Consider the following 25,095-nt stretch of genomic DNA (forward strand, 5'->3'; position numbering starts at 1 on the left):
CGATCCCGGGGTTCCTCATGCCGTCCTCCCGGATACCCGCGCCGCCCGGGCCATGGTGTACGCGTCCGCCCCGGACGGCTGGTAGTAGCGGCGGCGCAACCCGATCGGCTCGAAGTCGTGCGCCCGGTACAGCGCGATCGCGCGCTCGTTGTCGGTGCGGACCTCGAGAAAGGTGGGCGCGGCCACCTCGTCGGCCCGGTCCAGCAGAGCGCGCAGCAGCGCGGTACCCACTCCGGCGCCCTGCGCGGCCGGGTCCACCGCGATGGTATGCACACTGGCCTCCAAGTCGGGCGGCCGGCCGAGCAGCGCGAGCCCCGCGTAGCCGATCAGGCTGCCCTGCTCGTCGTACGCGCCGATGTAGTGGTGGCCCATGTCCAGTTCGGCGTGGAAGGCGTTCTCCCGCCAGGGGTCGTCGTCGGGGAACAGGATGCGTTCCAACTCGGCGCAGCGCGGCACGTCCGCGCGGCCCAGCGGCGCGATCGTGAAGCCGGTCACGGCCGGGTCACCCGCTTCCGCGCGACGGGCACCTCGGCGTCCGGCCGCCGCAGGTAGAGCGGGGTGAGCGGGGCCGGGTCCGCCCCGGTCAGCAGGTCCTTGGCGGCCACCGCGACCAGCGCGTCCGGCGAGGGGTGCCAGGGCTGCGCCACCGGCAGGCCGAGCAGGTCGGCGTACAGTTCCGCGCCCTGGCCGGCGGCCCGCCGCACGGCCAACTCGGGCAGCCGCTCCGCGAGGTCGGCGGGGCGCTGCACGTGCGGCCCGGTGACCCGGTTGCCGGCGGCGTCGTAGGCGGCCCAGTACACCTCGCGGCGCCGGGCGTCGGTGGCCACCAGCAGGGGTTCCGCGCCGTCGACCGCCACCGCGATCGCGTCCAGCGTGCCGACCGGGTAAACCGGGCGGTCCAGCGCGTGCCCGAACGTGGCCGCGGTGACCATGCCCACCCGCAGCCCGGTGAACGGCCCGGGACCGGCGCCGACCACCACCGCGTGCAACTCGGCGAGGGTGATCCCGGCCTCGGCGACCACCTCGCGCACGTGCGGGGTGAGCAGTTCCCCATGGGCCCTGGCGTTGACGGTGGTCCGCCGCGCCAGTGTGCGCGGCACGGAACCGTCGGCCAGCGCGACCACCCCGGCGGTCACCGCCGGGGTCGCCGTGTCCAAGGCGAGTACGAGCACGAGCAACAAGCCTAATGACGTCCCGGACCGGAACGGGACCGGCCTGCGGCCTTTCGCGGCCAGCGCCCGCTCGGGGGAACCGCGGTAACCGCAGGCAACCGATCGATCCGGTGCGCGTCGGTCAGCACGCCGGCCGCGCGCGTGCGGCACGGCGGGGGACGGCCGGACACGGCCGCGCGATCCGAGGAGGGGACATCCGATGAGAAGGAAAGTGCTGGTCACGCTGTCCGTGGTGGCGCTGGGAGGGGCCGCGCTGCTGGGCGTGGCCGCACCGGCGTTCGCGGGCGCGGGGCAGGACGGCGCCTCGCTGTACGTGGACTCCAACACCGTGGTGACCGGGCAGTTACTGCACGTGTGGGGCGCCTGCGGCGGCGGGGGCGAGGGACTGAACTTCGTCGGCTCCGCCGCGTTCGTGCACCGCGGCCAGGACGACCCGTACCCGGGCGACGGTGGGTCGGCGCGGATCACCGCGTACAACCGGGGCGCGTTCGAGGGTGAGGCGGTGGTCGCGAACGTCCCGCCGGGCGACTACACGGTGTCCGCGCGGTGCGGTGGCGGGCTGGCGGCGACGGAGCCGATCACCGTGGTGCGGTCCCCGCGGCGCTGACCGCCACCGGGATCGGTCAGCCGAGGGGGCGCAGGTCGCGGGTGGTCCAGGCACCGTGCGGCTCCAGGTGGGCGACGCGGACGTCGTCGGGTCGGCGCTCCAGCCGGACCAGCAGGTGGTCCTCGGAGAGCCGCTCGGCGACGCCCTCGCCCCACTCCACCACCACGGCGGCGTCCACCAAGTCGGTGTCCAGGTCCAGGTCGTCCAGCTCGTCAAGGCCGTTCAGCCGGTAGGCGTCCACGTGCACCAGCGGCACGCCCCGCCCGCCCTCGGCCGGGTGGTGCACCCTGGCCAGCACGAACGTGGGCGAGCTGACCCGCCCGGCCACGCCGAGCCCGTCGGCCACCCCGCGCACCAGCACCGTCTTGCCGGCGCCCAGCGGCCCGGACAGCAGCACCAGGTCGCCCGCGCGCAGCAGGCCGCCCAGCCGCTGACCGAACTCCACCGTGTCCCGCTCGGTGGGCAGTTCCACCCCGCCCCCCGTGGCGGCGGCCGGCACCGTGGGGCCGGCCTCATCCGTCGAGGTACCGCTCACGCCCTTCTCCACCAGCGTCGCCGACGTTCCGTCCGCTTCACCGCGCACCGTCGCAGCAGTTCGGCCAGGTGATGGGTCACCAGGTCGGGTTGCTCGAGCATGACCATATGCCCGGCGCCGGAGGCCCGCACCAGCTCGGCGTCCGGCAGCTCGGCGGCGATCACCTCGGAGTGGGAGAACGGGGTGAGCCGGTCGGCGTCCCCGCCGAGCACCAGCACCTCGCAGTGCCGCAACCCGGCCAGCGCGGCGTAACGGTTGTGCGTGTTCAGTGTCTCCAGGTAGTCGGTGATCACCCGCACCGGGGTGCCGTTGATCATGTTTGCGGTCAGGTCGACCAGCGCCGGACTGATCTTCTGGTCGCCGAAGGCCAGCATGCGGACGCTGTTCCAGACGACGCCGTCGCCCAGTCCGCGGACCCGCTCCACCAGTTCCGGCCGCCACCCGGCCACCTTGCCCAGGCCCAGGGTGAGCAGGTGGTGGCTGGACAGCACCGGGCGGGGCAGGCCGGAGCGGCCCACCTCGCCGGCCGCGGTGCCGATCAGGGCGACGCCGCAGATCCGGTCGGAGAACAGTTCGGGCTGCTGCTCGGCGAGAGCCATGATGGTCATGCCGCCCATCGAGTGGCCGACCAGCACGATCGGTCCCTCGGGCACCGCGGCCCGCAGCACCGCGGCCAGGTCGCGGCCAAGCTGGTCGATGGTGGCCGTGTCGGCGCCACCGCGCCCGGAGCGGCCGTGGCTGCGCTGGTCATAGAGCACCAGGCGAACCCGGGGGTCGGTGAGCCGGGCCAGGTCGCGGCGCTGGAAGTGCCAGGTGCGCCGGTCCAGCGTGTAGCCGTGCACGAACACCACGGTGACCTGGGGCTCGCCACCGCCGCCGGGGGCGACCTCCTCCGCGGACAGCGGTAAACCGTCGTCCGCCGCCACGGTGAACTCGCGGGTCGGTTTCAGCGCGCCCAGCGGTTCCTCGGCGTACGGGTCCAGCCGGCGCGCCGCGGTCCGGGTGCCCTGAGCGACGGTCCCGGCGACCACGCCGGCCAGCGCCGCGCCGACGGCTCCGCCGGCCCAGCCGATCGCCCGCCACGGCGAGTTCATGGCCCGCCCTCCGTGGCCGCGACCCGCACCGCCTCGGGTGACGTGCCCGGCCGGACGCCGAGGTAGCGGCGGCCGACCCGGGGGCGGTGCATGCCGGTGACGATCTCGTAGTCGATGGTGCCGAGGGTGTCCGCCCACTCGCGCGCGGTCGGCTCGCCGCGGTCGCCGGGGCCGAAGAGGATCACCTCGTCGCCGACGGCCACCGCGTCGTCGCCGCAGTCGACCACGATCTGGTCCATGCAGACCCGGCCCACCACCGGGCGGCGCCGGCCGGCGAGCCAGACCTCCATCCGGCCGGAGAGACTGCGCGGCACGCCGTCCGCGTAGCCGACCGGGACCAGCGCGAGGGTGGTCTCCTGCGGGGTGAGCCAGGTGTGCCCGTAGGACACGCCCTCGCCGGCGGCCACCCGCTTGGTCAGCACCACGCTGGAGCGGAAGGTCATCGCGGGCCGCAGGTCCTCGTGCTGCGGCACGGGGTTGAGCCCGTAGATCGCGATGCCGGTGCGGACCAGGTCGAAGTGCAGGTCGGGGCGGGTCAGCGTGGCGGCCGAGTTGGCCAGGTGCCGCTTCGGGCGCAGCCCGGCGGCGCGGGCCGCCCGGTAGGCCTCGGCGAACCGCTCGGCCTGCCGGTCGATCGACGGGTGGCCGGGCTCGTCGGCGCAGGCCAGGTGGGACCAGATGGCCACGACCTCGACCGATCCCTCGGCCTCGGCGGCGGCCGCGGCCTCGAGGAGGTCGGGCCACTCGGCGGCCGGGCAACCGTTCCGGCTCAGCCCGGTGTCGATCTTCAGGTGCACCCGCGCTGTGCGATCCACCCCCCGGGCCGCCTGCCGGACGGCGGTGAGTTCGTCCAGCGAGGACGCGGACAGGTCGATTCCGGCGGCCACCCCGGGGGCGAGGTCCTCGCCGGGCACGTCCAGCCAGCTCAGCACGGGGGCGTCGATGCCGGCGGCGCGCAGCGACAGGCCCTCGGCCAGGGAGCAGGCGCCGAGCCAGGTGGCGCCGGCGGAGAGTGCCGCCATGGCCACCTCGGTCGCGCCGTGCCCGTAGCCGTCCGCCTTGACCACGGCCATCGTGGCCGCGCCGGACCGCGCTGCCCGCTCGGCGAGCAGCGCCACGTTGTGCCGAACCGCGTCGAGGTCGATCATCGCCTCGGCGCGCGGAGGGGTCCGAACGCTCATACCAGCACTCCATCGTTCCATAGCGGGCGGAGTGCTCCATACCGTCGTGCACCCTCGCCCGGGGCGTCGCGGAGATCAGCCGGGGAGCCGCTGGTCAGAACCGCGGTACCAGGGCGCGCAAGGTAGATGTGACGATCAGCACATCCGACGAGCCCGTCAACCACCCGATTCAGTGATGGCTCAACCGGTGACGGTGGCGGCGCGCACGGTGCGCAACGCGTCGGGCACCGCCTCCACCATCGCGGAGGCACCGATCGGGGCGCCCTCGGCGGCCAGGTCCCCGGCCAGGTCGTGCACGTACGCGGCGCACCCCGCGGCCAGCCAGGGGTCCACACCGGCGGCGAGCAGCGAGCCGATCAGGCCGGAGAGCACGTCGCCGGAGCCAGCGGTGGCCGGCCAGGCCGAGCGGGCCAGATTCACCAGCACGCGGCCGTCTGGATGGGCGATCACCGTGGTGTGCCCCTTGAGCAGGACAATGGAACGGAACCGTTCCGCCGCTCGCCGAACCGCGGCAACCCGGTCCGGACCGATCTCCCCGGCGAGCCTGGCGAACTCCCCCTCGTGCGGGGTGAGGACCACCGGGGTGTCCGGGTCCCGCGCGTCCCACAGGTCCGGATCCCTGGCCAGCAGGGTGATCGCGTCGGCGTCCGCGCACACCGGCACGCCGGCGGACAGCACGTGCTCCAGTACGTCGTGGCCGGCGCCGCCGGTGCCGACGCCGGGGCCGACCACCCAGGCCTGCACCCGGCCGGCGTCGGTGACCGACCCGGTGGCCACCACCTCGGGCCAGCGCGCCCGCACCGCGTCGGCCGCGGTGCCCGCGTAGCGGACCATGCCGGTGCCGCCCTGCACCGCCGCGCCGGAGGCGAGCACCGCCGCGCCCGGGTAGGTGGCCGATCCGGCGGCCACCCCGGTGACCCCGCGCCGGTACTTGTTGTCCTCCGCGCCGGGCACCGGCCACGCCGCGCCCACGTCCGCCGCGTCCAGCAGCACCATGTCCGGCTCGGGCAGTTCCCGCTCCACCCCGATCTCCACCACGTGCACCGTGCCCGAGTGCACCGCGCCCGCGCCGAGCACGTGCACCGGCTTGCGGCAGCCGAAGGTCACGGTGGCGGCGGCGCGTACCGCCGGGCCGTCCACCGCACCGGTGTCCGGGTCCACCCCGCTGGGCATGTCCACCGCGAGCACCGGCGCGGTCACCGCGGCCACCAGTTCGGCCGCGCCCGGGCGCAGCGGACCCTTGCCGGACAGCCCGACGATGCCGTCCACCACCAGGTCGGCGGCGGTCAGCGCGGCGCCGGCCGAGCCGGCCTCGACCACCCGGCCGCCGGCCCGGCGCAGCGCGGCCAACCCCTCGGCGTGGGTGCGCTCCGGGTTGAGCAGCACCGCGGTGACGCCCACCCCGCGGCGGCGCAGGAACGCACCCGCCCACAGCGCGTCCCCGCCGTTGCTGCCCGCGCCGACCAGCAGCGCCACCCGGCGACCGGACACCCCGCCGGCGTGTTCGGTGAGCAACCGGGCAGCCTGCCCGGCCACCCCGAAGGCGGCGCGGCGCATCAGCGTGCCCTCCGGCACGGTGGCCATCAACCGCTGCTCGGCGGCCCGAACCGCCTCCGTCGTCCACACGCCCCGCACGGCTTGCCTCCTCGGCTTTCGTTTCGTCAGCCTGCGATCGCGGCTGTCAGGCTGCCACGCGCGCGTCCGGCCCGCCGACCGCCCGGGCGAGGTGTCCGGCGGCTATTCGACGGTGACCGACTTGGCCAGGTTGCGCGGCTTGTCCACGTCGTAGCCGCGGCTGCGGGCGATCTCCGCGGCCAGCACCTGCAGCGGCACCGTGGACACCAGCGGCTGCAGCAGGGTGGCGACCGGCGGCACCTCGATCAGGTGGTCGGCGAACGGGCGGACCGTGTCGTCGCCCTCCTCGGCGATCACGATGGTGCGCGCGCCCCTGGCCTGGATCTCGCTGATGTTGGACACCAGCTTGGCGTGCAGCACGGCCCGGCCCTTCGGCGACGGCATCACCACCACGACCGGCAGGTCCTGCTCGATCAGCGCGATCGGGCCGTGCTTGAGCTCGCCGGCGGCGAAGCCCTCGGCGTGCATGTAGGCCAGTTCCTTGAGCTTCAGCGCGCCCTCCAGGGCCACCGGGTAGCCGACGTGCCGGCCGAGGAACAGCACCGCCTTGGAGTCGGCCAGGTCCCGGCCCAGCGCGCGGACCTGCTCCACGGTGGTGAGCACCCGCCGGACGGCCGCCGGCATCGCCTCCAACTCGTGGAACTCGCGGGCCACCTCGTCGGCGTACTTGGTGCCGCGCGCCTGCGCCAGGGCCAGGCCGACCAGGAAGTTCGCCGCGATCTGGGCGAGGAAGGTCTTGGTGGCCGCGACGCCGATCTCCGGGCCGGCGTGGGTGTAGAGCACCGCGTCGGACTCCCGGGGGATCTGCGCCCCGTTGGTGTTGCAGATGGCCAGCACCCTGGCCTTCTGCTCGCGGGCGTGCCGCACCGCCTCCAGGGTGTCCGCCGTCTCGCCGGACTGCGAGATCGCCACCACCAGCGTGTCCCGGTCCAGCACCGGATCGCGGTAGCGGAACTCGCTGGCCAGCTCGACCTCCACGGGCAGCCGCGTCCAGTGCTCGATCGCGTACTTGGCGACGAGCCCGGAGTGGTACGCGGTGCCGCAGGCGACCACGAACACCTTGTCCACGTCGCGGAGGTCCTGGTCGGACATGCGCTGCTCGTCCAGCACGATCCGGCCGTCCACGAAGTGCCCGCGCAGCGTGTTGGCCAGCGCCTCGGGCTGCTCCTCGATCTCCTTGAGCATGAAGTAGTCGTGGCCGCCCTTCTCCGCGGCGGAAAGGTCCCAGCTCACCTCGAACGGCTTGCCCTCGGCGGTCACGCCGGCGAAGTCGGTGATCCGGTAGCCGTCCCGGGTGATCACCACGACCTGGTCCTGGCCCAGCTCGACGGCCCTGCGGGTGTGCTCGATGAAAGCGGCCACGTCGGAGGCGAGGAAGTGCTCACCGTCGCCGACGCCGACCACCAGCGGGGACGACCGGCGCGCGGCCACGATCGTGTCCGGCTCGTCGGCGTGCGTGACCACCAGGGTGAAGGCACCGGAAAGCCGGCGGCACACCGTGCGCACGCTGGCCGGCAGGTCACCGGCGGTGTCGCCGCCGTCCGCCCCGGTGTAGGCGCGGGCGATCAGGTGCGCCGCCGTCTCGGTGTCGGTCTGGCTGCTCATCTCGATGCCCGCCGCCTCCAGCTCGGCGCGCAGCGAGGCGAAGTTCTCGATGATCCCGTTGTGCACCACGGCGACCTTGCCGGTGGCGTCCCGGTGCGGGTGCGCGTTGGGATCGGTCGGCGCGCCGTGGGTGGCCCAGCGGGTGTGCCCCATGCCGGCGGTGCCGGCGAAGTGTGACCGGCCCACCTCGTCCAGCCGCGCCTCCAGGTTGGCCAGCCGGCCGGCCCTGCGTTCCACGGCCAGCGCACCCGCCCCGTCCAGGACGGCGACGCCCGCCGAGTCGTAACCCCGGTACTCCAGGCGTTTCAGGCCGTCCAGGACGACGTCCAGGGCTGACCGGTGGCCCACGTACCCCACGATTCCGCACACGCGGCACAGCCTAACGAGCGGCCCGTCGTCATCCCGTGGTCGCCGCGTGGCGTGGTCGCGGCCGGCGGCGGGGCCGGCACCTCGATCGGCTACCGTCTGGACACTATGGCGCGGAGGGCCAAGCAGTTGCTGGCGGAACTCGGCCGGCCGGGACCACACGAGGTACTGCGCGGCGACCTCGCCCTGGTCGGCCTGCCGGGCATGGTGCTGACCCCGCGCGCGGGGCTGGGGCTGCCGGCCGTGGTGTTCGGGCACGGGTGGCTGCAACCGGTGACCCGGTACCGCAGGTTGCTGCATCACCTGGCGTCCTGGGGGATCGTGGTGGCCGCGCCCGCCACCCAGTACGGTCCGCTGCCCTCGCACCGGCTGCTCGCCGCGGATCTCCGTACCGCCCTGGACATGTGCACCGGCGTCCGGCTCGGCGACGGGGAGATCAGCGTGGACCCGGGCCGGGTGGGCCTGGCTGGGCACTCCACCGGCGGCGGCTGCGCGGTGCTCGCCGCGGCGGAGGACACGAGAGTTCGCGCGGTGGTCACGTTCGCCGCGGCGGAGACCCGGCCTTCGGCGGTCGCCGCGGCCGCGACCTGCGGCATGCCGGCGCTGCACCTGGCCGCCGGCGAGGACCGGATCGCCCCGGCCGTCGGCCACGCCGAGCCGATCGCCCGGGCGTGGGCCGGTCCGGTGCAGCTGCGCACCGTGAAGAAGGCCACCCACCTCGGGTTCACCGAGGGCCGGCACTGGAGCGAGTTGCTGCTGGACGGCCGCGCCCAGTACCGGACCCAGCGCCTGGCCCGCGCACTGGCCACGGCGTTCCTGCTGGCCGTGCTGACCGGCGCGCGGAAGTACCAGCGGCTGCTGGAGGACGAGGTGCACGGCACGCGGATCGACCTGCACCGCGGCTCCGCCGCCACCGCCGCACCGGCCCCGCGCTGACCTGGGCGCGGGCACGGCGAAGCGTCCCGCGCGGATCGGCCGAGCCGATAGGGTGCTGCGGTGTGACGCCCGGATCTCCCGCCCAGGGATGGCCGCAGCCACCATCGGGCCAGCCGCCGTACGCCGCGCCCCAGCCGCCCGCCGCACCGCAGCCGGGCGAGCGGACCCCGTCCGGCCAGCCGTTCCCCGTCGACCAGCGGTACCCGCCCGGCGGACCGGTCACGGCTGGCCACCAGTTCCCCGGTGGCCAGCACTTTCCGCAGGGCTCCGGGGTACCAGGGACTGGGAGCGTTTGCGGGCGGCTACCCTGCCGCGGCGCCGGGCGGTCACGCCGGCGCGCCGGCGCCGAGGCCAGGCACCATGGCGCTTGCCGTGGTCACCGCGGTGGTCGCGCTGGGCACCGCGGTGTTCTGGGGCGTGCGCGGCGTCAAGGGCCTGGTCAGTCTGCTCCGGTCGTGGCAGGACACGGACCCGGCCGCAGCCGCCTACCTGGCCCGGCAGGGCCACGATCTCGGTACGGCCAAGGTCGTCGCGGTGCTGCCGGTGGCCGCCGAACTGCTGGCGGCGCTGGTGCTCCTCACCGGGGCGGTGCTGCTGCTGGTCCGCACGTTCGCCGGAGTGCTGCTGGTCGCCGCAGGCGGTGGGCTCGGCGTGCTGCCGCCCATCCTCTACGCGGTCGCGTTCGCCTACTGGAGCACGCCGCCCACACCGCCTGGCGGCGCGATCATCGCTGCCGTGCTCGGCCTGGCCGCGCTGGTGCTGGCGCTGCTGCCCCCGGTAACCAGGACCGTCCGGCGCCACTCCGCGCCACCCCCGGCCCCGGCCTACCCACCACCGATGCCGCCACGGGCCTGGTGACCGACCGCGCCCGCGGGTGATCCGCGCCGATCGGCGCTGACCGCCGTGCGGGCGGCGGTCAGCGCAGCCAGGACTGGTCGGAGAAGTCGTCGTCGCCGTCGTCCACCGGCGGCCGGCGCGGCGGAACGCGACGCGGCGGAGCCGGGCGCGCCCGCTCCGGCGCCTGCGCGGCGGGTGGGGACTGCGGCACGGGTGGCGGCTGTGGTCGCTCCTGGGCGCGCCGCAGGACGCTCCCCGGTTCCTCGTCCGGCGCGCCCGTCGTGGCAGGTCGCGGGCGCGCCACCGGGCCGGGGAACTCGTCGTGCTGGTCGGCGTCCTCGGCGCGGAAGGAGAGCGTGCCTCCGGAGCCCCGGCCGGCCGCCCGGCGTGCCGCGTTCGACTCCCGCAGCCGCTGCACCAGGCGGTGCACGTCGTGCACGAACTTCTGGTTGTGCTCCTCGGTCCGCTTCCGGGTCTCGGCAAGCTGCCGGGATGCCAGCTCCAGCCGCTCGGCCTGCTCCGTGGCCTGGCTTTCCAGCCGCCGCCGGACGGCGGACACCACGTCGCTCTCCATGCTCAGCTCCCGTCGCCGGTAGCGCCACGGTCGTCCGCGCCGAGCACCCCGCGCACGGCGCGGCCACCGTCGGCGGCGTCGTCGAACAACTGGCCCTGGGTGCGCCACTGGCTGCCCGACCGCTCCTGGTCACCGCTCTGGCCACCGGCCGCTCCCATGGCGCCACCCATCATCGGCATCATCGCGCCGCCGGCGACGGCCCCGCCGGCCTGCTGGCCGTGGCCGGAACCGCTGTCCGGCATCGCCGCGAGCCCGGCGTCACCGGCGGCACCGGCCTGCGGCGCGCTGGTGTCGGCCAGCCCGGGATGGTGGTCGCCGCCCTGACCGCCCCAGATGTCGCCGGGTTGACCGCCGCCCGTGCCGTGCGGGTCACCCCCGCCGCCGGCCGCACCCCACAGCGAGCCGCCCCCGCCCGTGGCTTCGCCGGGGTGGCCGAACCCGGCAGAGGCGGCCACGGTGCTCATCGGGCCGGTCGGCCCACCGCCGTACGGTGAGCCGGCCGGTATCCCGGCACCGCCGGGGTAGCCGCCGCCCGGGTTGCCGGGCTCCGGATCACCGCCGGTCGGGTAGCCACCAGGGTCGCCAGCGGAGTAGCCCGCGGCGGCCGCCGCTGCCGGCGGGTACTGCGGCGCGGGAGCGGGGGGCTGGCCGGGCGGGGCGAGCGGGCCCGCGCCCGGGCCGCCGTCCGGCAGTCCCGTGGGTTGCGGCTGGCCGGGCGAGACGCCACCGGCCCACGCGGCCGGCTGGGGGCCGCCAACGGGCACCGCCCCGGGCTGCGGTGGATACCCGGAGGTCGCGCCGCCCGGGGCGGCATAGTCGACGGTGTAGCTGGTGGGCTGCCCGTGCCCGCCGTCCACGGTAATCCGTAGCTGGTCCGGGGCGCCCGCGGGATGCTCGGCGGTGATGGTGAGCGGCCCGTCGTGCACCACGGCCCGGCCGTCCGGACCGGCGTGGACCGGCAGCACGCCACCCGGCACGCCGCCGCCCGGCAGCCCGGCACCGGCCGGATCCGCCGGACCGGGCAGACCGGGCGGACCGGGCGCGAACGGCCCCGGTTGCCCCGGCCCGAACGGGCCGGCCCCGCCCGCGCCCGGCTGGCCGAACCCGGCCGGAGTGCCGAGAACTCCCGCCGCGCTGCCGCCGAAGTCCAGGTCGTATGTCTTGACCTGGCCGTTTCCCGGGTCGACCGTGAGCCTGACGTGGCCCTGCCCGTCCGGGTGAGCCACCTGGATGGTGTTGCGGCCGTCCTGGATGCGGACCGTCTCCTGCGGTGTGCCCGCGGCCGGCGAGTACCCGGCCGGCACCGGCTGCCCGGCACCCGGCGAGCGGGGATCCGGCGTTCGGCCCGCGCCGGGAGGCGGCCCGCCCGCACCGGGAACGCCACCGGCCCCGGGAAGACCCGTGGCTCCGGGCGTGCCCGCCCCGCCGAGCGGGGGCACCGAGCCGCCTGCGGAGCCACCTCCGCCCGAGGCGCCGCCGGAGGGCATCCCACCGCCGCCGGCGTGCCCGCCACCGCCCGCGCCGCTGGGCGCGGTGTGCCCGCCGGAGTCGCCGCCGTGGTCCGCCGGCTGGTCCGCGAACGGGTCACCGGTGATCTTGCCGAGCTGGTCGGTGAGCGACTTGAACGCGTCATCCACCCGGCTCTTCGTGCTGTCGCAGGTCTTGATGAACGCGCCGACCCTGCCCTCCATGTCGGCCGCGAACCTGTTCAGCCACGCGGTCGCGGCATGCGTCACCTTGCTCTGGTAGGTGCTCTTGTGGCAGGCGCCGTCGTCCACCTCGACACCGACGTAGCCGCATGCCTGCTTGAGTTCGTCGTCGCTGGCGGTGCCGGCCGCGCATTTGATGATCACGTCGATCTGACCGGGGCTCTTGCCGTCGTAGGTGTCGCTGTTCCGGTCGTTGTCCAGCAACCACTGGGCCTTGCCGCGCACCGCGTCGGCGATGTTGTGCATGGCCAGCTTGCTGATCTGTGCCGTGTCGTCCAGCGCTTGGGTGATCTTCTCGACGTGCCGGGCGAAGCCGGCGAAGTACTCCTGCGAGGACCGCGAGGCCGGGCCGGTCCAGTGGTTCCACAGGGTGGACAGCTTGTTCGCCATCTCCTGGTGCTCGCCGCGTTCGGTGCCGGCGCAGGAGGCCATCTCGTCGGCGTCGGTGGTGAAGTGGGTGAAGTTGATGCCGCGGTGCTCGTCATACCGCTGGTGCAGGAAGTCCGCGGTCATCGTGACGCCCTGCGGCGGGTTCTTCCGCACCGTGTCGGGCAGCTTCCCGTACAGCGGGAGGAACCGGTCGAAGTAGCGCAGCCCGGGCTTTCCGGCGTCCAGCAGTTCGTCCGAGGTGCCCACCCCGGTGCCGCCGCCGGCGGCCCGGTTCCGCGCGTCCTCGAGCTTGTGCCTGCCGCTCGCGACATCGTCGTCGTGCTGCTTGTTGTCCTTGGCCGCCTGGTCCGCGGACGCCTTCGCCTTGTTGTACGAGTCGATCAGGTACCGCTTGGCATGCCCGCCGTCGCTCCACGAGGCGCCGGAGAACGGGTTGAGGTCCTCCAGCGCGTCCACCGACTGCCGGCCCTGGGTGTTCCAGTACCCGCCGCCGTAGCGGTCAAGGTACGGCTGCACGCGGTCCTCGGTGCCGAAGGCCGACCAGTTGTCGTCGTACGCCTCGAAGTTCTTGGCCAGCTCGGCCTTCTCGGCGTCCGGGACGTTCGGGTCGTCGAGGAGCTTCTTGACGTCGTCCCAGGAGGGGGCGTCAGCCATCAGCGGCCTCCGGCCCGGTTGAGGTCGGCGGAGCTGGACCCCTCGGCCCACTCGTAGCCGCCCTTGGAGCGGTTCAGCCGGTCGGCGAAGTCCCGCATGCCCTTCGCGTGTGCGGCCACCCAGCTGGCGAGGTTGGCCAGGCCGGTCTGGTAGGCGCTCGCCGAGGCGGCGTTCGCCCTGCCGAAGTCGGCCGCGGTCACGGCCGAGGCGGTGAGCTTCCCCTTCAGCTCGTCCACCCTGTTGGCAAGGCCGCCGATGCTGCTGGCGGCGCCGGCCATCTCGCCAGCGTTCGTGCCGTACCCGGACATCGTCACCCTCTCCCCTCGCAACGCCGTTCCCGCCCCGGCGAACGCGCCCGCCGCGGGTGGTGACGTGCGGTGAGACGCAGATTCGGCGCACCCGGTTCCGCGGGGGTTCACGGCCTTTCCGAACTATCGCAGAAACGCGGCGGGCTTCGGGAGAAAACGGTCGAGAAGGGCGGCTTCAGCCAAGCACGAAGGCGAGCCTTCAGCCGAGCACGGAGATCTGGCTTTTCAGCCGAGCGCGGAGACCACACCGGCGAGGCGCTGGGCGGCCGACTGCGCGGCCTCGTGGCTGGGCGCCTCGACCATCACGCGGACCAGTTGCTCGGTGCCGGACGGCCGGAGCAGCACCCGGCCGGTGTCGCCCAGTTCCGCCTCCACCGCGGCCACCGCCTCGCTCACCGACGGTGCCGCCGCCACCGCGGCCTTGTCACTGACCTGCACATTGACCAGGACCTGCGGCAGCCGGCGCATCACGCCGGCCAGCTCGGCCAGCGGTTTGCCGGTGGCGGCCACCCGGCCCATCAGCCGCAGCGCGGTGAGCAGGCCGTCTCCGGTGGTGGCCTTCGCCGGCAGCACCACGTGCCCGGACTGCTCGCCACCCAGCGCGTACCCGCCGGCGCGCAGTTCCTCCAGCACGTACCGGTCGCCGACCGCGGTGGTGCGCACCTGCACGCCGTGGTCCCGCATGGCCAGGTGCAGCCCGAGGTTGCTCATCACGGTGGTGACCAGGGTGTCCGCCACCAGCTCGCCGGCCTCCTTCATGGCCAGGGCGAGCACGGCCATGATCTGGTCGCCGTCCACCGTGTCGCCCGCCGCGTCCACCGCCAGGCAGCGGTCGGCGTCGCCGTCGTGCGCGACGCCCAGGTCGGCCCGGTGCGCCAGCACCGCGGCACGCACCGCCTCCAGGTGGGTGGAGCCGCAGCGGTCGTTGATGTTCACGCCGTCCGGCTCCGCATGGATCGCGACCACCTCGGCGCCGGCCCTCCGGTACGCCTTGGGCGCGGTGGCCGACGCCGCACCGTTCGCGCAGTCCACCACCACCCGCAGCCCGTCCAGCCGCTGCGGGCTGGCGGCGATCAGATGATCGACGTAGCGGCGGGCGGCGTCCGGCACGTCCCGGACCCGGCCGACCGCGGCGCCGGTCGGCCGCGCGCCGCGCTCCCCGGCCTGCGCCTCGATCTCGTCCTCCACCGCGTCCGGCAGCTTGTGCCCGCCCGCGGCGAACAGCTTGATCCCGTTGTCCGGCATCGGGTTGTGCGACGCGGAGATCATCACGCCGAAGTCCGCGGCCAGCTCGCCGACCAGGTGGGCGAGCGCCGGCGTGGGCAGCACGCCGACGCGCAGCACGTCCGCGCCCGCGGCGGCGAGGCCAGCGGTGACCGCCGCCTCCAGCATCTCGCCGCTGGCCCGGGGATCGCGGCCCACCACGGCGACCGGCCGCTGGGTCCGGTCCTGCTCGGCCAGCACCCTGGCCGCTGCGGCCGCCACCGACATGGCGAGCTCGGGGCTCAGGTCCGCGTTGGCCAGTCCGCGTACGCCATCGGTGCCGAACAGGCGTGCCATGGTCGGGAAAGACCTCCTCGAAGCGGGGCCGGCGAGCGGCGCCACGAAGAAGAACCAGCCAAGCAAAACTGCGGGAGCAGCGCCCGACAAGACGGATCGCTACTCCCGCAGTGTCCCGTTGCGATGCCCGGGTTGCTTACCGGCACCGCGGCATCCACCAGCGCCCCACCGGCTCGTCGCCGGGCCGCCAGCGGAGAATCCGCGCGCGGCCCGGCGCCTCGCGGAGCCGGTCAGCGCTTGCTGTACTGCGGCGCCTTGCGGGCCTTCTTGAGGCCGTACTTCTTGCGTTCCTTGGCCCGCGCGTCGCGGGTCAGGAAACCGGCCTTCTTCAGCGCGGGCCGGTCGTCCAGGTCGGCAGCGACCAGCGCCCGGGCGATCGCCAACCGCAGCGCGCCTGCCTGGCCGGAGGTGCCGCCGCCGCGCAGGGTGCCGATCACGTCGAACTGCTCGACCCGCTCGGTGGTCACCAGCGGCTCCTTGATGAGCTGCTGGTGCACCTTGTTCGGGAAGTACTCCTCGAGGCTCTTGCCGTTGAGGGTGAACTTGCCGGTGCCGGGCACCAGGCGCACGCGCACCACGGCTTCCTTGCGGCGACCGACGGTCTGCACCGGACGGGTCACCGCGTCCGGCGTGTCGATGGCGGGATTGGTCACAGGGACTTCCTCGGTGTGCTCGTCGCCGGTCACTGGGCGATCTTGCTGATCTGGAACGGCTGCGGCTTCTGCGCGGCGTGCGGGTGCTCCGGGCCGGCGTAGACCTTCAGTTTCTTGGCCATCGCCCGGCCGAGGCGGTTCTTCGGCAGCATGCCCTTGACCGCCTTCTTGACCAGCTTCTCCGGGTGGTTCTCCAGCATCTCGCCGAACGACCGCTTGCGCAGACCACCGGGGTAGCCGCTGTGCCGGTAGACGAACTTCTGGTCACGCTTGTGACCGGTGAGGGCCACCTTGTCGGCGTTGACGATGACGACGAAGTCGCCGGTGTCGACATGCGGAGCGTAGGTGGACTTGTGCTTGCCGCGCAGCAGCGTCGCGGCCTGCGTGGCGAGCCTGCCGAGCACCACGTCCTGGGCGTCGATCACGTGCCAGGCGCGGGTCACCTCGCCGGGCTTCGGGCTGTACGTGCGCACGGATCTACCTCGTCGTCACTTACGTCAGGGATGTCGTTGCGGCGGCGCTCCAGCCGGTCATCAAGGGTCGGAGCAGCACCACGCGGATCGTGGCGCGGGTTCCGCACAACAAAGTCGAAGGTTACCCGCCCCGCCCAGCAAGGGTCAAAACGGCCCCCATACCAGGGAATCACCCCAGGTGGGACGAGTGTTCGCGCTTTCGAGTGACCGGCCACACACGCACCGAGCCCGGGAAGGCGCGGCCTTCCCGGGCTCGGGTGACGCCTGCGGCGAGTTCGCTCAGGCGTTCCACCGCTTCGCGTTGGTGGCCTCGGTCTGCAGGTAGTTCTCGTGCGCCACGCCGACCGCGGCGCCGATCTGGGCCAGGGTCTGCTGCAGGTCCTTGGCCGCGTTCAGCCACTGCTGCTTGGTCTGCTGGAAGCCGTCGTTGGCGGAACCGACCCAGATGCCCTCCAGGTGCTGCAGCTTGCTGTGCAGTTCGTCGAGCTTGGCGTCCACCTGCTGGGCGCTGGAGTCGATGTCACCGGCGGCCGCCGAAATGGCGCCGAAGTCAACCTTGATCTCGGACATTTATTCCCCTCGTGAAGTCAGTACCTGTTTCTGAACGCACGCACCGTGACCGCGTCGCCGGAGCGGCTGTGACCGATTCCGGAATCGGCGGCCGGATCAGGGGTTGAGCGCCTGGGTCAGCTTGGACAGCGTCTGCGCCTGCTCCTCTTCCTGCCGGGTGTAGGTGTGCGCCGAGCCGGTCACCTGCTCACCGATCTTCTGCAGCGCGTCGTTGAGCTGCTTGGCGTCGCTGGCGTAGCGCTCCAGCAGGGTGTGGAACGCCGTCGCGGCCTGGCCCTGCCACGCGCTCTGCAGCGGCTCCAGCTTGCCCAGCAGCGTGTTGAGCATGCCCTGCAGCTCGTCGTTGGTGGTGTTGATGTCCTGCGCCGCCTTGAGGAGTTCGGGCGCTCCGGTCTGGTAGCCCTGAGCCATCGGGAACTAGCCCCCTTCGGTGGAAGTTCGGTCGTACGCCCTTGCCGCGTACGGAAGCTACGACCGAAACAGTGCCATGATCGGTTCCCCGCTGTCCGGGATATCGCGGAAGTCGTTGCGACAGTGAACGCCGGCCGGTGGCACGCCGGATTCGCTGTTGCGAAACGGCCTTGTCGCGCGGGGTTTCCGCGGGAGGGCGGTGGTCAGCCGGCGACCACGAGGGTGCGGAGGCCCATCTCACAGGCCGCGCCCACCCGGTCCCGGCCCTGGTCGGTGTACTGGCAACCGACGCTCACCTGGACCCGGCCCTGGAACACCACGTACCAGTCCACGGTGGCCGTGCTGAGCCGTTGCCGGTAGTAGACGACGCTCCGGCCGGCGAACTGGGCGGCTGGGTCGAACCCGGAGAACGCCGTGCCAGCGGCCTGGAACTGCTGCCGAAGCTGGTTCACCGCCCGGTCCCGGTCGGCGGTGCTGTCGTAGTTCAGCGCCTGCTCCTGAACCGCGATGAGGTCGTCGCCGTTCGGCTCGTCACCCGGCCGAAGCTGCACCTTGCGGGTGGCCGCCTCGGAACCGGTCTGCTGCCAGTCCACGGGCACGGTGAACCGGTAGTCGTACTGCGCGATCTCCCTGCCCGAGGTGGCGGCCGGCGTGGCGGTCGGGCCGGAAGGCCCGGCCGCGCCGCCGGTGGCGCCGCCACCGGAGGTCAGCGCCCACCCGCCCGCGCCGACCGCGACGACGGCGACCACCGCGCCGGCCACCAGCCACGACGTCCTGCCCCGGCCGGCCCGCCGCCGCACCGCCGGTGTCGCTCCCGGCGGTGCCGCCGCGCCCGGCAGCACGCCCGCCGGGAACCCGGGCGAAGGTGCGGGGAACCCGGTCGGCCCACCCGGCGGCGGTACCGCCGGCACCGGGGCGAGCACCTCGGTCCGCTGCGCCCGGCCGGCCGGATCCGGCACACCGGCCGGCGCGGCGGGGGCACGGCCCGGCGCACCGGTCGCCATCGCGCCGGCCGGCCCGGGCAGGCTGCCGGTACGGTGCGGATCCGCGGACAGCGCCCGCAGCGCGCCTCGAGCCACCACCGTCTCCGGCTGGTCCAATGTGATCGGCACGATCCCGGTCCGCTCGTGCACCAGCCTGGCCACCAGCGGGATCCGGCTGGACCCGCCGACCAGGAAGACGCCGGCCAGCCGGTGCGGCTGCAACCCGGCGTCGGCCACGGTCGCGGCGAGCAACTCCACCGCCCGGGTCAGCGGCGCCGCCACCAGCCGTTCCAGGTCGGCCCGGGTGACGTGCGCGTCCGGGAACGGTGGCGGCATCGGCACGTCCGTGTACGCGTGCCGGGACAGCGTCTCCTTGGCGCCCCGCACGTCCTGCCACAGCACCCGGCGGCGCCGCCGGTCGGCCATCTCCCGGCCCTCGACCAGCCGTTGCCACGCGTCCGGATCCTCTCCGCCGACCAGCCCGCCGACGTGCTCCAGTAACGCCTGGTCGATGTCCGCGCCGCCGAAGTTCGGGTCGCCCCGGGTGGCCAGCACCTGGAACGTCCCGCCCCGGCGGCGGACCACGCTGGCGTCCACGGTGCCGGCGCCGAGGTCGAGCACGGCGAGCGCGGCGCCGTCCGGCAGGGTGTGCGACGCGGAGTGGAACACCGCGGCGGCCACCGGTTCGGGCAGCAACGCCACCTCGCGGGCCAGCGGCCGGCCGGCCCGCCGGAGCACCCCGGTGCGCAGCGCGCCCCAGTCGGCGGGATGGGTGAGCACCAGCAGGTCGGCCGGCGCGCCACCGGCCAGCCGGCGGGCCTCGCCCACCGCCCTGGCCAGCACCGCGCCCACCACGTCCGGCACGCCGACCACGGTGCTGCCCAGCAGCAGTTCGCCCTCGTCGATCCGGCGCTTCGGGTGCGGCTCGTACCGGGACGGGTCGACCGCGGCCTGCCGCTCCGCCTCGGGTCCGACGAACAGCGTGCCGTCCACGCCGGCGAACACCGCGGACGGCACCAGCGGCTGCCCGTCGAACACGACGACCTGCGGCTCCCGGCCGTCGACCGACACCACCACGCACGTGCTGGACGTGCCGAAGTCGACGGCGACGTGCAGGCTCACCGGATGTTCCCGGGACCGGGCACGGCCGCTACTCCGGTTGCACCCATGCCACCTGCATGAGCTGCTGGCCGTGCCGGCGGCTGACCAGCGTGCCGCGGCCCGGCGGCAGCGGGGACGGCTTGACCGTGCCGAGCAGCGCGCCCTCATCCTTGCTGCCGCTGCCGACCAGGCCGGGTGCGGCGATCTCCTTGAGCTTGCCCAGCACCGGGTCGAACAGCGCCCGCGAGGCACCGCCGGTGCGCCGCACCGCGACCAGGTGCAGGCCCACGTCCTTGGCCTGGGCCAGGTACTCGGCCAGCGGCTGCAACGGGTTGTTGCCCTGCGGCGCGACCAGGTCGTAGTCGTCGACGAGGACGAACAACTCCGGCCCCTTCCACCAGGACCGGTTCTTCAACTGCTCCTGGGTGACGTCCGGACCGGGCAGCCGGCGCTGCATCGAGTCCCGCACGTCCTTGACCATGTCAACCAGCTGGTTGGACGAGACCACGTAGCCGATGAGGTGGTCCGAGTCCACGAAGCCGAGCATGGTGCGCCGGTAGTCCACCAGCAGGATCAGCGCCTCCTGCGGGGTGTAGCGGGTCATGATGCCCTGGGCGATGGCGCGCATCAGGTTCGTCTTGCCCGACTCGCCGTCCATGAACGCGAAGAAGTGCGAGTCCGCGTCGAAGTCCAGGTACACCGGGGCGAGGTCGTCCTCGTTGACCCCGATGGGCACCAGCCGGGGGCGCGGCTGCTGCTCCGGCGCGGGCAGCTGCTCGTAGGGCAGCAGTTCCGGCAGCAGGCGCACCGGCGGCGCGGAGCGACCCCGCCACGCGCCGTGCACCCTGGTCACCGCGTCCTGCACGCCCGGCCCCACGTCGGCCGGGTTGCCCGAGCCGTCGATGCGCGGCAGGCCGATGAGGCAGTGCAGCTTGTCCCTGGTCAGGCCGCGGCCGGGCCGGCCGGCCGGCACGTTCTGCGCCACCCGGCGGTCCACATCGGACTCCGTGGGGTCACCGAGGCGCAGCTCGAACCGGGTACCGAGCAGGTCCTTGAGCGCCGGCCGGATCTCCGCCCACCGGTTGGTGGCCACGATCACGTGCACGCCGTAGGAGAGCCCCTGCGCGGCGATGTTGGTGACCTGGGACTCCAGCAGTTCGAAGTCCTGCCGGAAGTTCATCCAGCCGTCCACGATGAGGAACACGTCGCCGAACGGGTCCTCGCGCAGCTCGCCGCGCCGCTTGCGGTTGCGGAACTCGACCATCGAGTCGATGCCGTACTCCTGGAACCGCTGCTCCCGCTCGGCGATCAGGGTGTTCATCTCGGCGATCATCCGGCGGGTCAGGTCCGGGTCGCGCCGCCCGGCGATGCCGCCCACGTGCGGCAGTCCACGCAACGAGGCGAGCGTGCCGCCGCCCAGGTCGATCGCGTAGAACTGCACCTCCTCCGGGGTGTGCGTCAACGCCATCGACATGATCAGCGTGCGCAGCAGCATCGACTTACCGGACTGTGGCCCGCCGACCACCGCGCCGTGCCCGGCCGCGCCGGAGAAGTCCGCCCACAGCATGTCCCGCCGCTGCTCGAACGGCTTGTCCACGATGCCCAGCGGCACCTGGAGCTGCCCGTTCCCGAAGAAGCCCACCGGGGAAAGGCCACGGTCCTCGGTCGGGGTGAGCGGCGGCAGCAACTGGTCCAGCGACGGCGGCTCGTCCAGCGGCGGCAGCCACACCTGGTGCGCGGGCGGGCCCTGGCCGACCAGCCGGTTGACGATGACCTCGAGCATGCTGGGCTCGTTGCCCTCGCTCTTCTCCTCCCTGGCCACCGGCACCGGAGCGACCGGCTCCTTGGGGATCTCGATGTAGTCGGGCACGAACAGCCGGGGCCGCTTGTCGCTGGTGATCGGCGCCGAGGTGGACCCGGTCTGGATGCCGCGCGGCCGGTACGGGCCGGAGACGTACGACGCCTTGAACCGGATCAGCGGCTCACCCTGGATGCTCAGGTATCCGGAGCCGGGAATGGGCGGCAGTTCGAAGGCGTCCGGCGCGCCGATCGCGGCGCGGGACTCCGCGGCGGAGAACGTCTTCAGACCGATCCGGTAGGACAGGTAGGTGTCCAGGCCGCGCAGCTTGCCCTCCTCCAGCCGCTGCGAGGCGAGCAGCATGTGCATCTGCAGCGACCGGCCGACCCGGCCGATCTGCAGAAAGATGTCGATGAAGTCGGGCTTGGCGGTGAGCATCTCGGAGAACTCGTCGATGCAGATGAACAGCGCCGGCAGCGGGTCGAGGTCGGCGCCGTTCTCCCGGGCCTTCTCGTAGTCCCAGACGTTCTTGAAGTTGCCCTTGGCCAGCACCTCCTGCCGGCGGGCCACCTCGCCGGCGATGGCGTCCTTCATCCGGTCGACCAGGGTCAGGTCGCCGGCCAGGTTGGTGATCACGGCCGCGACGTGCGGCGCCTTGTCCAGGCCGAGGAAGGTGGCGCCACCCTTGAAGTCGACCAGGATCATGTTCAGCGTGCTGGACGAGTGCGTGGCCAGCAGGCCGAGCACGAGCGTGCGCAGGAACTCGGACTTACCGGAACCGGTGGCCCCGATGCACAGCCCGTGCGGGCCCATGCCCTCGGCCGCGGCCTCCTTGATGTCCAGTTCGACCGGCTGCCCGTACTCGCCGACGCCGAACGGGATGCGGTAGCGGTCCCGGATCGGCCGCGGCCGCCACGCCGTGGGGATGTCGAAGGTCATCGGGTCGCCCTGGATACCGAGCAGCTCCAGGAAGTCCGGATTGGACAGCAGCGGCTCCTCGTCGCCCTGCACGTCCTGGCCGCCGATCCGGTACGGGGCGAGCCGGCGGGCGAGCGCCTCGGCCTCCACCGCGGACAGCGTGTCCGGCGCGCCGAACCACTCGACGTTGTTCGCGCTTCGGGCGCCCAGCCGGTCCGGCTCGACCACCAGGCGCAGCCCGCGGCGGGCGGTGAGCGCGCCCAGCGAGTCGGAGAGGTCCAGCAGCGTGACGCCGACCAGCCCCTCCTCCAGGATGATCTGCTCCTCGCGGCTCACCTCGCCGTCGTCGATCACGATGATCACGTGCGGCTGGTCGGCGCTGGGCGGGGCGTTACGGGTGAACCGGGGCCGGTCCCGCAGTTGCTCGGCCAGGTACTGCTCGATCTGCGCGAGCGACCCGGTCATCAACCGCATCTGACCGATGCCGTCGATCTCGGTGGGGTGCTGGGCATGCGGCAGCCACTTCACCCACTCCCACTCGGCCTTCGCCCGCCCCGTGGCCACCACGGCGACCAGCAGGTCGTCCGGGGTGTGGAAGGTGGCCATCTGGGCGATCATCGCCCTGGCCAGGCCCCGGGTCAGCTCCCGATCGCCCTGTAACCCGACGGCGGCGAAGCCGCGCAGCGAGATGGCGATCGGCAGGTCCGGCACGATGGAGTGGGCCCGCACGAAGCGGCGCAGCGCGAGCGTGGCGATCGGCTCCAGCTCGTCCACCGGGCCGGTCTGCGGCGGCACCAGGCGGGTGGCCAGCCGCTGCGAGCCGCGCCCGACCCGGACGTGGCAGAAGTCCGCATCGGACTGCCGCCGCTCCCACATCCGCCGGCTGGCCGCCACCGACCACAGCGCCTGCGGATCGGGGTGGCTCCACTCCAGCGCGGCGCGCTGCTCGTCCGCCGCCTCCCTGGCGCGTTCCCGCATCTGGCCGAGGTAACGCAGGTAGTCCTTGCGGTCCTCGTCCATCTCGGCCTTTTTCTGGCCGCCGCCGCGGCCACCTCCGCCGGCCATCATGCCCACGGTCGAGACCAGGAACATGCCGCCGAACAGCAGCGACTGCGGGTTGTTGCCGCCGCTGGTGAAGGTGAACGCCATCAGCCCGACCGAGGCCAGGATCATGGCCGCGGGCAACACCTTCATCAGCACGTTGCCCGGGATGACCCGGGGCACCTCGGGCGGCGGTTCGAGGTGAACCTCACCCCCGGGCGGCCGCGGGGCGGCAAGGCGTGCGGAACGCTTGAACTGCAGCGTGCTCACCGAACGGCAACCCTTCGACTCGTCTCGACTTCCTCTACCGGCTCGCGCCGGCACCACCCCGGAGGACGCCGCGACGCGGCCCGTCCGGCACCGGGCTCCGGGTGGGCGTGCGGACCCGGCGAAGAAGCCACGGAACCACTTCACCGGAACCGGCCGCCCGGCCGTACCCGGTGCAGCCATACTAGGGGCGCCCGCCGACGCCGTGGTCCCATTCCGCGATGACGGGCCGGGCGGTACCGCTGATCGGACAGAAAAGACGGAAACGGACAAGGGATTCGAGGGGGCGCTGGTGGCGACCGGGACGACAGTGTTCAGCCGGGTGACGGTGGTGGCGCCCAACACGCGCATCGACGTCGCGCTGCCGGCCGACGTCGCCGTGGCCGACCTGCTACCGATGCTGCTGGAGATGGCCAGGGAGTCGGCACCGGACGGCGGCGTCCGGCACGGCGGCTGGTGCCTCGCCAAGCTCGGCGAGGGGCCGCTCGACCCGAGCCGCACGCTCGCCTCGCTCGGCGTCGTGGACGGTGAACTGCTGCAACTGCGCCGCCGGTCGGACAACCCGCCGCCGCCGCTGTACGACGACGTGGTCGACGCGATCGCCGAGGCCCACCCGGACAGCTACCGGCCATGGACGGCGGAGACGGCCAGCGCCATCGGGCACATCGCCGCCGGCATGGCGCTGCTCGCCGCCGCGGTCGCGGTCCTGCTGGGCGGCCCGCTGATGGGCGGGAATCCGCTGATCGCCGCGGTCGCCGGCGGCGTGGGCGCGGTGCTGGCGGTGACCGTGGGCGCGGTGCTCACCCGGGTCTACGCGATTCCCACCACCGGCGTGCTGGTCGCCGCGGCCGGTGGCCTGCCGATGGCCTTCGTCTGCGGCCTCTACGTGGTCCCCGGTTCGCCCGGCCGGGCCAACCTGCTGCTGGCCAGCACCCTCGTGCTGATCGTCGCCGCCGCGTCGATCATGGTGATCGGCGCGGGCGTCGTCACCTTCGTGGCCGCCGCGACCGCGGCCGTGTTCGGCGCGCTGGCCTTCCTGGTCGCCACGCTGGTGGACACTCCCCCGGCGGCCGTCGCCGCGGGGGCCGCCGCGGCCGCTCTGGCCGGGCTGTCCGTGCTGCCCCGGATCACCATCCAGCTCGCCGGACTGCCGCTGCCGAACGTGCCGAGCAACGCCGAGGACCTCAAGGAGGACGCCGGCTTCCCCGACTTCGAGGAGATCGAGCAGCGCTCCGGGCTGGCCCACCAGTACATGACCGGGCTGGTCGTCGGCTGTGGCGCGGTCGCCGCGATCGGGTCGGTGGTCGCCGCCACCTCGCCGAGCATCTTCGGGCCGATCCTCGCCGTGGTGGTGACCCTGGTGATGCTGCTGCGCTCGCGCACCTACGCCAACGGCAGCCAGGCGGTCGCGCTGCTGGCCAGCGGCATGGTGTCCGGGGCCGGCGTGCTGGTGGGCTGGATGATCGAGGCGAACGCGCTCACCCGGGTGCTGCTGGTGTTCGGCGCGCTGGTGCTGGCCGCGGCCGCCTCCCTGGTGCTCGGCGTTGTCGTGCCGCACCAGCGGTTCTCCCCGGTGCTGCGGCGCAGCGTGGACATCGCGGAGGCGGTGCTGATCGCGGCCGTGCTGCCGCTGGCGCTCGCGGTGATGGACCTCTACACCGCGGTACGGCACCTCAACCTCGGCTCCTGAAATCGCCGCACGCCCAGCATTCACCCG

The 25,095-nt window shown here is 73.7% G+C and carries 21 protein-coding genes; 4 read left to right on the top strand and 17 right to left on the bottom strand.

Translation table 11 applies throughout. The annotated features are described in order from the left end of the window. Window positions 1–15: 15 nt before the first annotated feature. Entirely contained in the window at window positions 16–495 is a 480-nt protein-coding gene (gene rimI, locus FFT21_RS04550) for a ribosomal protein S18-alanine N-acetyltransferase (protein WP_192909385.1), read from the bottom strand. Then, window positions 492–1,172, bottom strand: a complete 681-nt coding sequence (gene tsaB / locus FFT21_RS04555) for a tRNA (adenosine(37)-N6)-threonylcarbamoyltransferase complex dimerization subunit type 1 TsaB (RefSeq protein WP_137812477.1) — start codon at window positions 1,170–1,172, stop codon at window positions 492–494. Before tsaB ends, rimI begins: the two co-directional genes overlap by 4 nt. A gap of 199 nt (window positions 1,173–1,371) precedes the next feature. Between tsaB and FFT21_RS04560 the strand changes: the two genes are divergently transcribed. Next, window positions 1,372–1,779, top strand: a complete 408-nt coding sequence (locus tag FFT21_RS04560; protein ID WP_137812478.1) for a hypothetical protein — start codon at window positions 1,372–1,374, stop codon at window positions 1,777–1,779. A gap of 16 nt (window positions 1,780–1,795) precedes the next feature. Here FFT21_RS04560 and tsaE read toward each other — a convergent pair whose 3' ends face one another. The 5 genes from tsaE to glmS form a co-directional block, all read right to left on the bottom strand. Beyond that, complete coding sequence (tsaE, locus tag FFT21_RS04565; protein WP_137812697.1) at window positions 1,796–2,251, bottom strand: tRNA (adenosine(37)-N6)-threonylcarbamoyltransferase complex ATPase subunit type 1 TsaE; 456 nt, start codon at window positions 2,249–2,251, stop codon at window positions 1,796–1,798. A 59-nt stretch (window positions 2,252–2,310) separates the two neighbouring features. Continuing rightward, window positions 2,311–3,408, bottom strand: a complete 1,098-nt coding sequence (locus tag FFT21_RS04570) for an alpha/beta fold hydrolase (protein WP_137812479.1) — start codon at window positions 3,406–3,408, stop codon at window positions 2,311–2,313. Further along, entirely contained in the window at window positions 3,405–4,589 is a 1,185-nt protein-coding gene (gene alr, locus FFT21_RS04575) for an alanine racemase (protein WP_137812480.1), read from the bottom strand. The genes FFT21_RS04570 and alr overlap by 4 nt, the downstream gene beginning before the upstream one ends. A 180-nt stretch (window positions 4,590–4,769) precedes the next feature. Next, window positions 4,770–6,224: an NAD(P)H-hydrate dehydratase gene (locus FFT21_RS04580; RefSeq protein ID WP_137812481.1), complete on the bottom strand. Its 1,455-nt coding sequence runs from the start codon at window positions 6,222–6,224 to the stop codon at window positions 4,770–4,772. Window positions 6,225–6,326: 102 nt separating this feature from the next. Beyond that, window positions 6,327–8,198, bottom strand: coding sequence for a glutamine--fructose-6-phosphate transaminase (isomerizing) (gene glmS, locus FFT21_RS04585; protein WP_137812482.1), 1,872 nt, complete (start codon window positions 8,196–8,198; stop codon window positions 6,327–6,329). A gap of 105 nt (window positions 8,199–8,303) precedes the next feature. On the opposite strand from glmS, the gene FFT21_RS04590 reads away from it, so the two are divergent. Both FFT21_RS04590 and FFT21_RS04595 read left to right on the top strand, forming a co-directional pair. Continuing rightward, window positions 8,304–9,131, top strand: a complete 828-nt coding sequence (locus tag FFT21_RS04590; protein WP_137812483.1) for a dienelactone hydrolase family protein — start codon at window positions 8,304–8,306, stop codon at window positions 9,129–9,131. A 360-nt stretch (window positions 9,132–9,491) separates the two neighbouring features. Beyond that, window positions 9,492–9,989, top strand: a complete 498-nt coding sequence (locus FFT21_RS04595; protein WP_137812484.1) for a hypothetical protein — start codon at window positions 9,492–9,494, stop codon at window positions 9,987–9,989. A gap of 58 nt (window positions 9,990–10,047) precedes the next feature. Here FFT21_RS04595 and FFT21_RS04600 read toward each other — a convergent pair whose 3' ends face one another. The 10 genes from FFT21_RS04600 to eccCa all read right to left on the bottom strand — a co-directional run bounded on the left by FFT21_RS04600 (window position 10,048) and on the right by eccCa (window position 23,381). Further along, window positions 10,048–10,542 carry a hypothetical protein gene (locus FFT21_RS04600; protein WP_137812485.1) on the bottom strand — a complete coding sequence of 165 codons (495 nt, stop codon included), beginning with the start codon at window positions 10,540–10,542 and terminating at the stop codon, window positions 10,048–10,050. 2 nt (window positions 10,543–10,544) lie between these two features. Beyond that, entirely contained in the window at window positions 10,545–13,295 is a 2,751-nt protein-coding gene (locus FFT21_RS28750; RefSeq protein ID WP_153816533.1) for a WXG100 family type VII secretion target, read from the bottom strand. Next, a complete protein-coding gene (locus tag FFT21_RS04610) occupies window positions 13,295–13,609 on the bottom strand; it encodes a hypothetical protein (protein ID WP_137812486.1) in 315 nt (104 codons plus the stop codon). The genes FFT21_RS28750 and FFT21_RS04610 overlap by 1 nt, the downstream gene beginning before the upstream one ends. Window positions 13,610–13,828: 219 nt before the next feature. After that, entirely contained in the window at window positions 13,829–15,163 is a 1,335-nt protein-coding gene (gene glmM, locus FFT21_RS04615) for a phosphoglucosamine mutase (RefSeq protein WP_137812487.1), read from the bottom strand. 230 nt (window positions 15,164–15,393) lie between these two features. Continuing rightward, window positions 15,394–15,816, bottom strand: coding sequence for a 30S ribosomal protein S9 (gene rpsI, locus FFT21_RS04620; RefSeq protein ID WP_225978094.1), 423 nt, complete (start codon window positions 15,814–15,816; stop codon window positions 15,394–15,396). Window positions 15,817–15,845: 29 nt separating this feature from the next. Next, window positions 15,846–16,289, bottom strand: coding sequence for a 50S ribosomal protein L13 (gene rplM / locus FFT21_RS04625; RefSeq protein WP_137812488.1), 444 nt, complete (start codon window positions 16,287–16,289; stop codon window positions 15,846–15,848). 279 nt (window positions 16,290–16,568) lie between these two features. Further along, window positions 16,569–16,859, bottom strand: coding sequence for a WXG100 family type VII secretion target (locus tag FFT21_RS04630; RefSeq protein WP_137812489.1), 291 nt, complete (start codon window positions 16,857–16,859; stop codon window positions 16,569–16,571). 96 nt (window positions 16,860–16,955) lie between these two features. Beyond that, window positions 16,956–17,270 carry a WXG100 family type VII secretion target gene (locus tag FFT21_RS04635; RefSeq protein WP_137812490.1) on the bottom strand — a complete coding sequence of 105 codons (315 nt, stop codon included), beginning with the start codon at window positions 17,268–17,270 and terminating at the stop codon, window positions 16,956–16,958. 203 nt (window positions 17,271–17,473) lie between these two features. Continuing rightward, window positions 17,474–19,375, bottom strand: coding sequence for a type VII secretion-associated protein (locus FFT21_RS04640; protein WP_137812491.1), 1,902 nt, complete (start codon window positions 19,373–19,375; stop codon window positions 17,474–17,476). A 28-nt stretch (window positions 19,376–19,403) separates the two neighbouring features. Further along, the gene (gene eccCa / locus FFT21_RS04645; RefSeq protein ID WP_137812492.1) at window positions 19,404–23,381 is read right to left on the bottom strand and encodes a type VII secretion protein EccCa; all 3,978 of its coding nucleotides are present in this window, start codon (window positions 23,379–23,381) and stop codon (window positions 19,404–19,406) included. 289 nt (window positions 23,382–23,670) lie between these two features. Between eccCa and eccD the strand changes: the two genes are divergently transcribed. Further along, window positions 23,671–25,068, top strand: coding sequence for a type VII secretion integral membrane protein EccD (gene eccD, locus FFT21_RS04650; protein WP_137812493.1), 1,398 nt, complete (start codon window positions 23,671–23,673; stop codon window positions 25,066–25,068). Window positions 25,069–25,095 lie beyond the last annotated feature (27 nt).

It is taken from the genome of Gandjariella thermophila, from assembly GCF_005405885.1.
In the GTDB taxonomy this organism is placed as follows: Bacteria; Actinomycetota; Actinomycetes; order Mycobacteriales; family Pseudonocardiaceae; genus Gandjariella; species Gandjariella thermophila.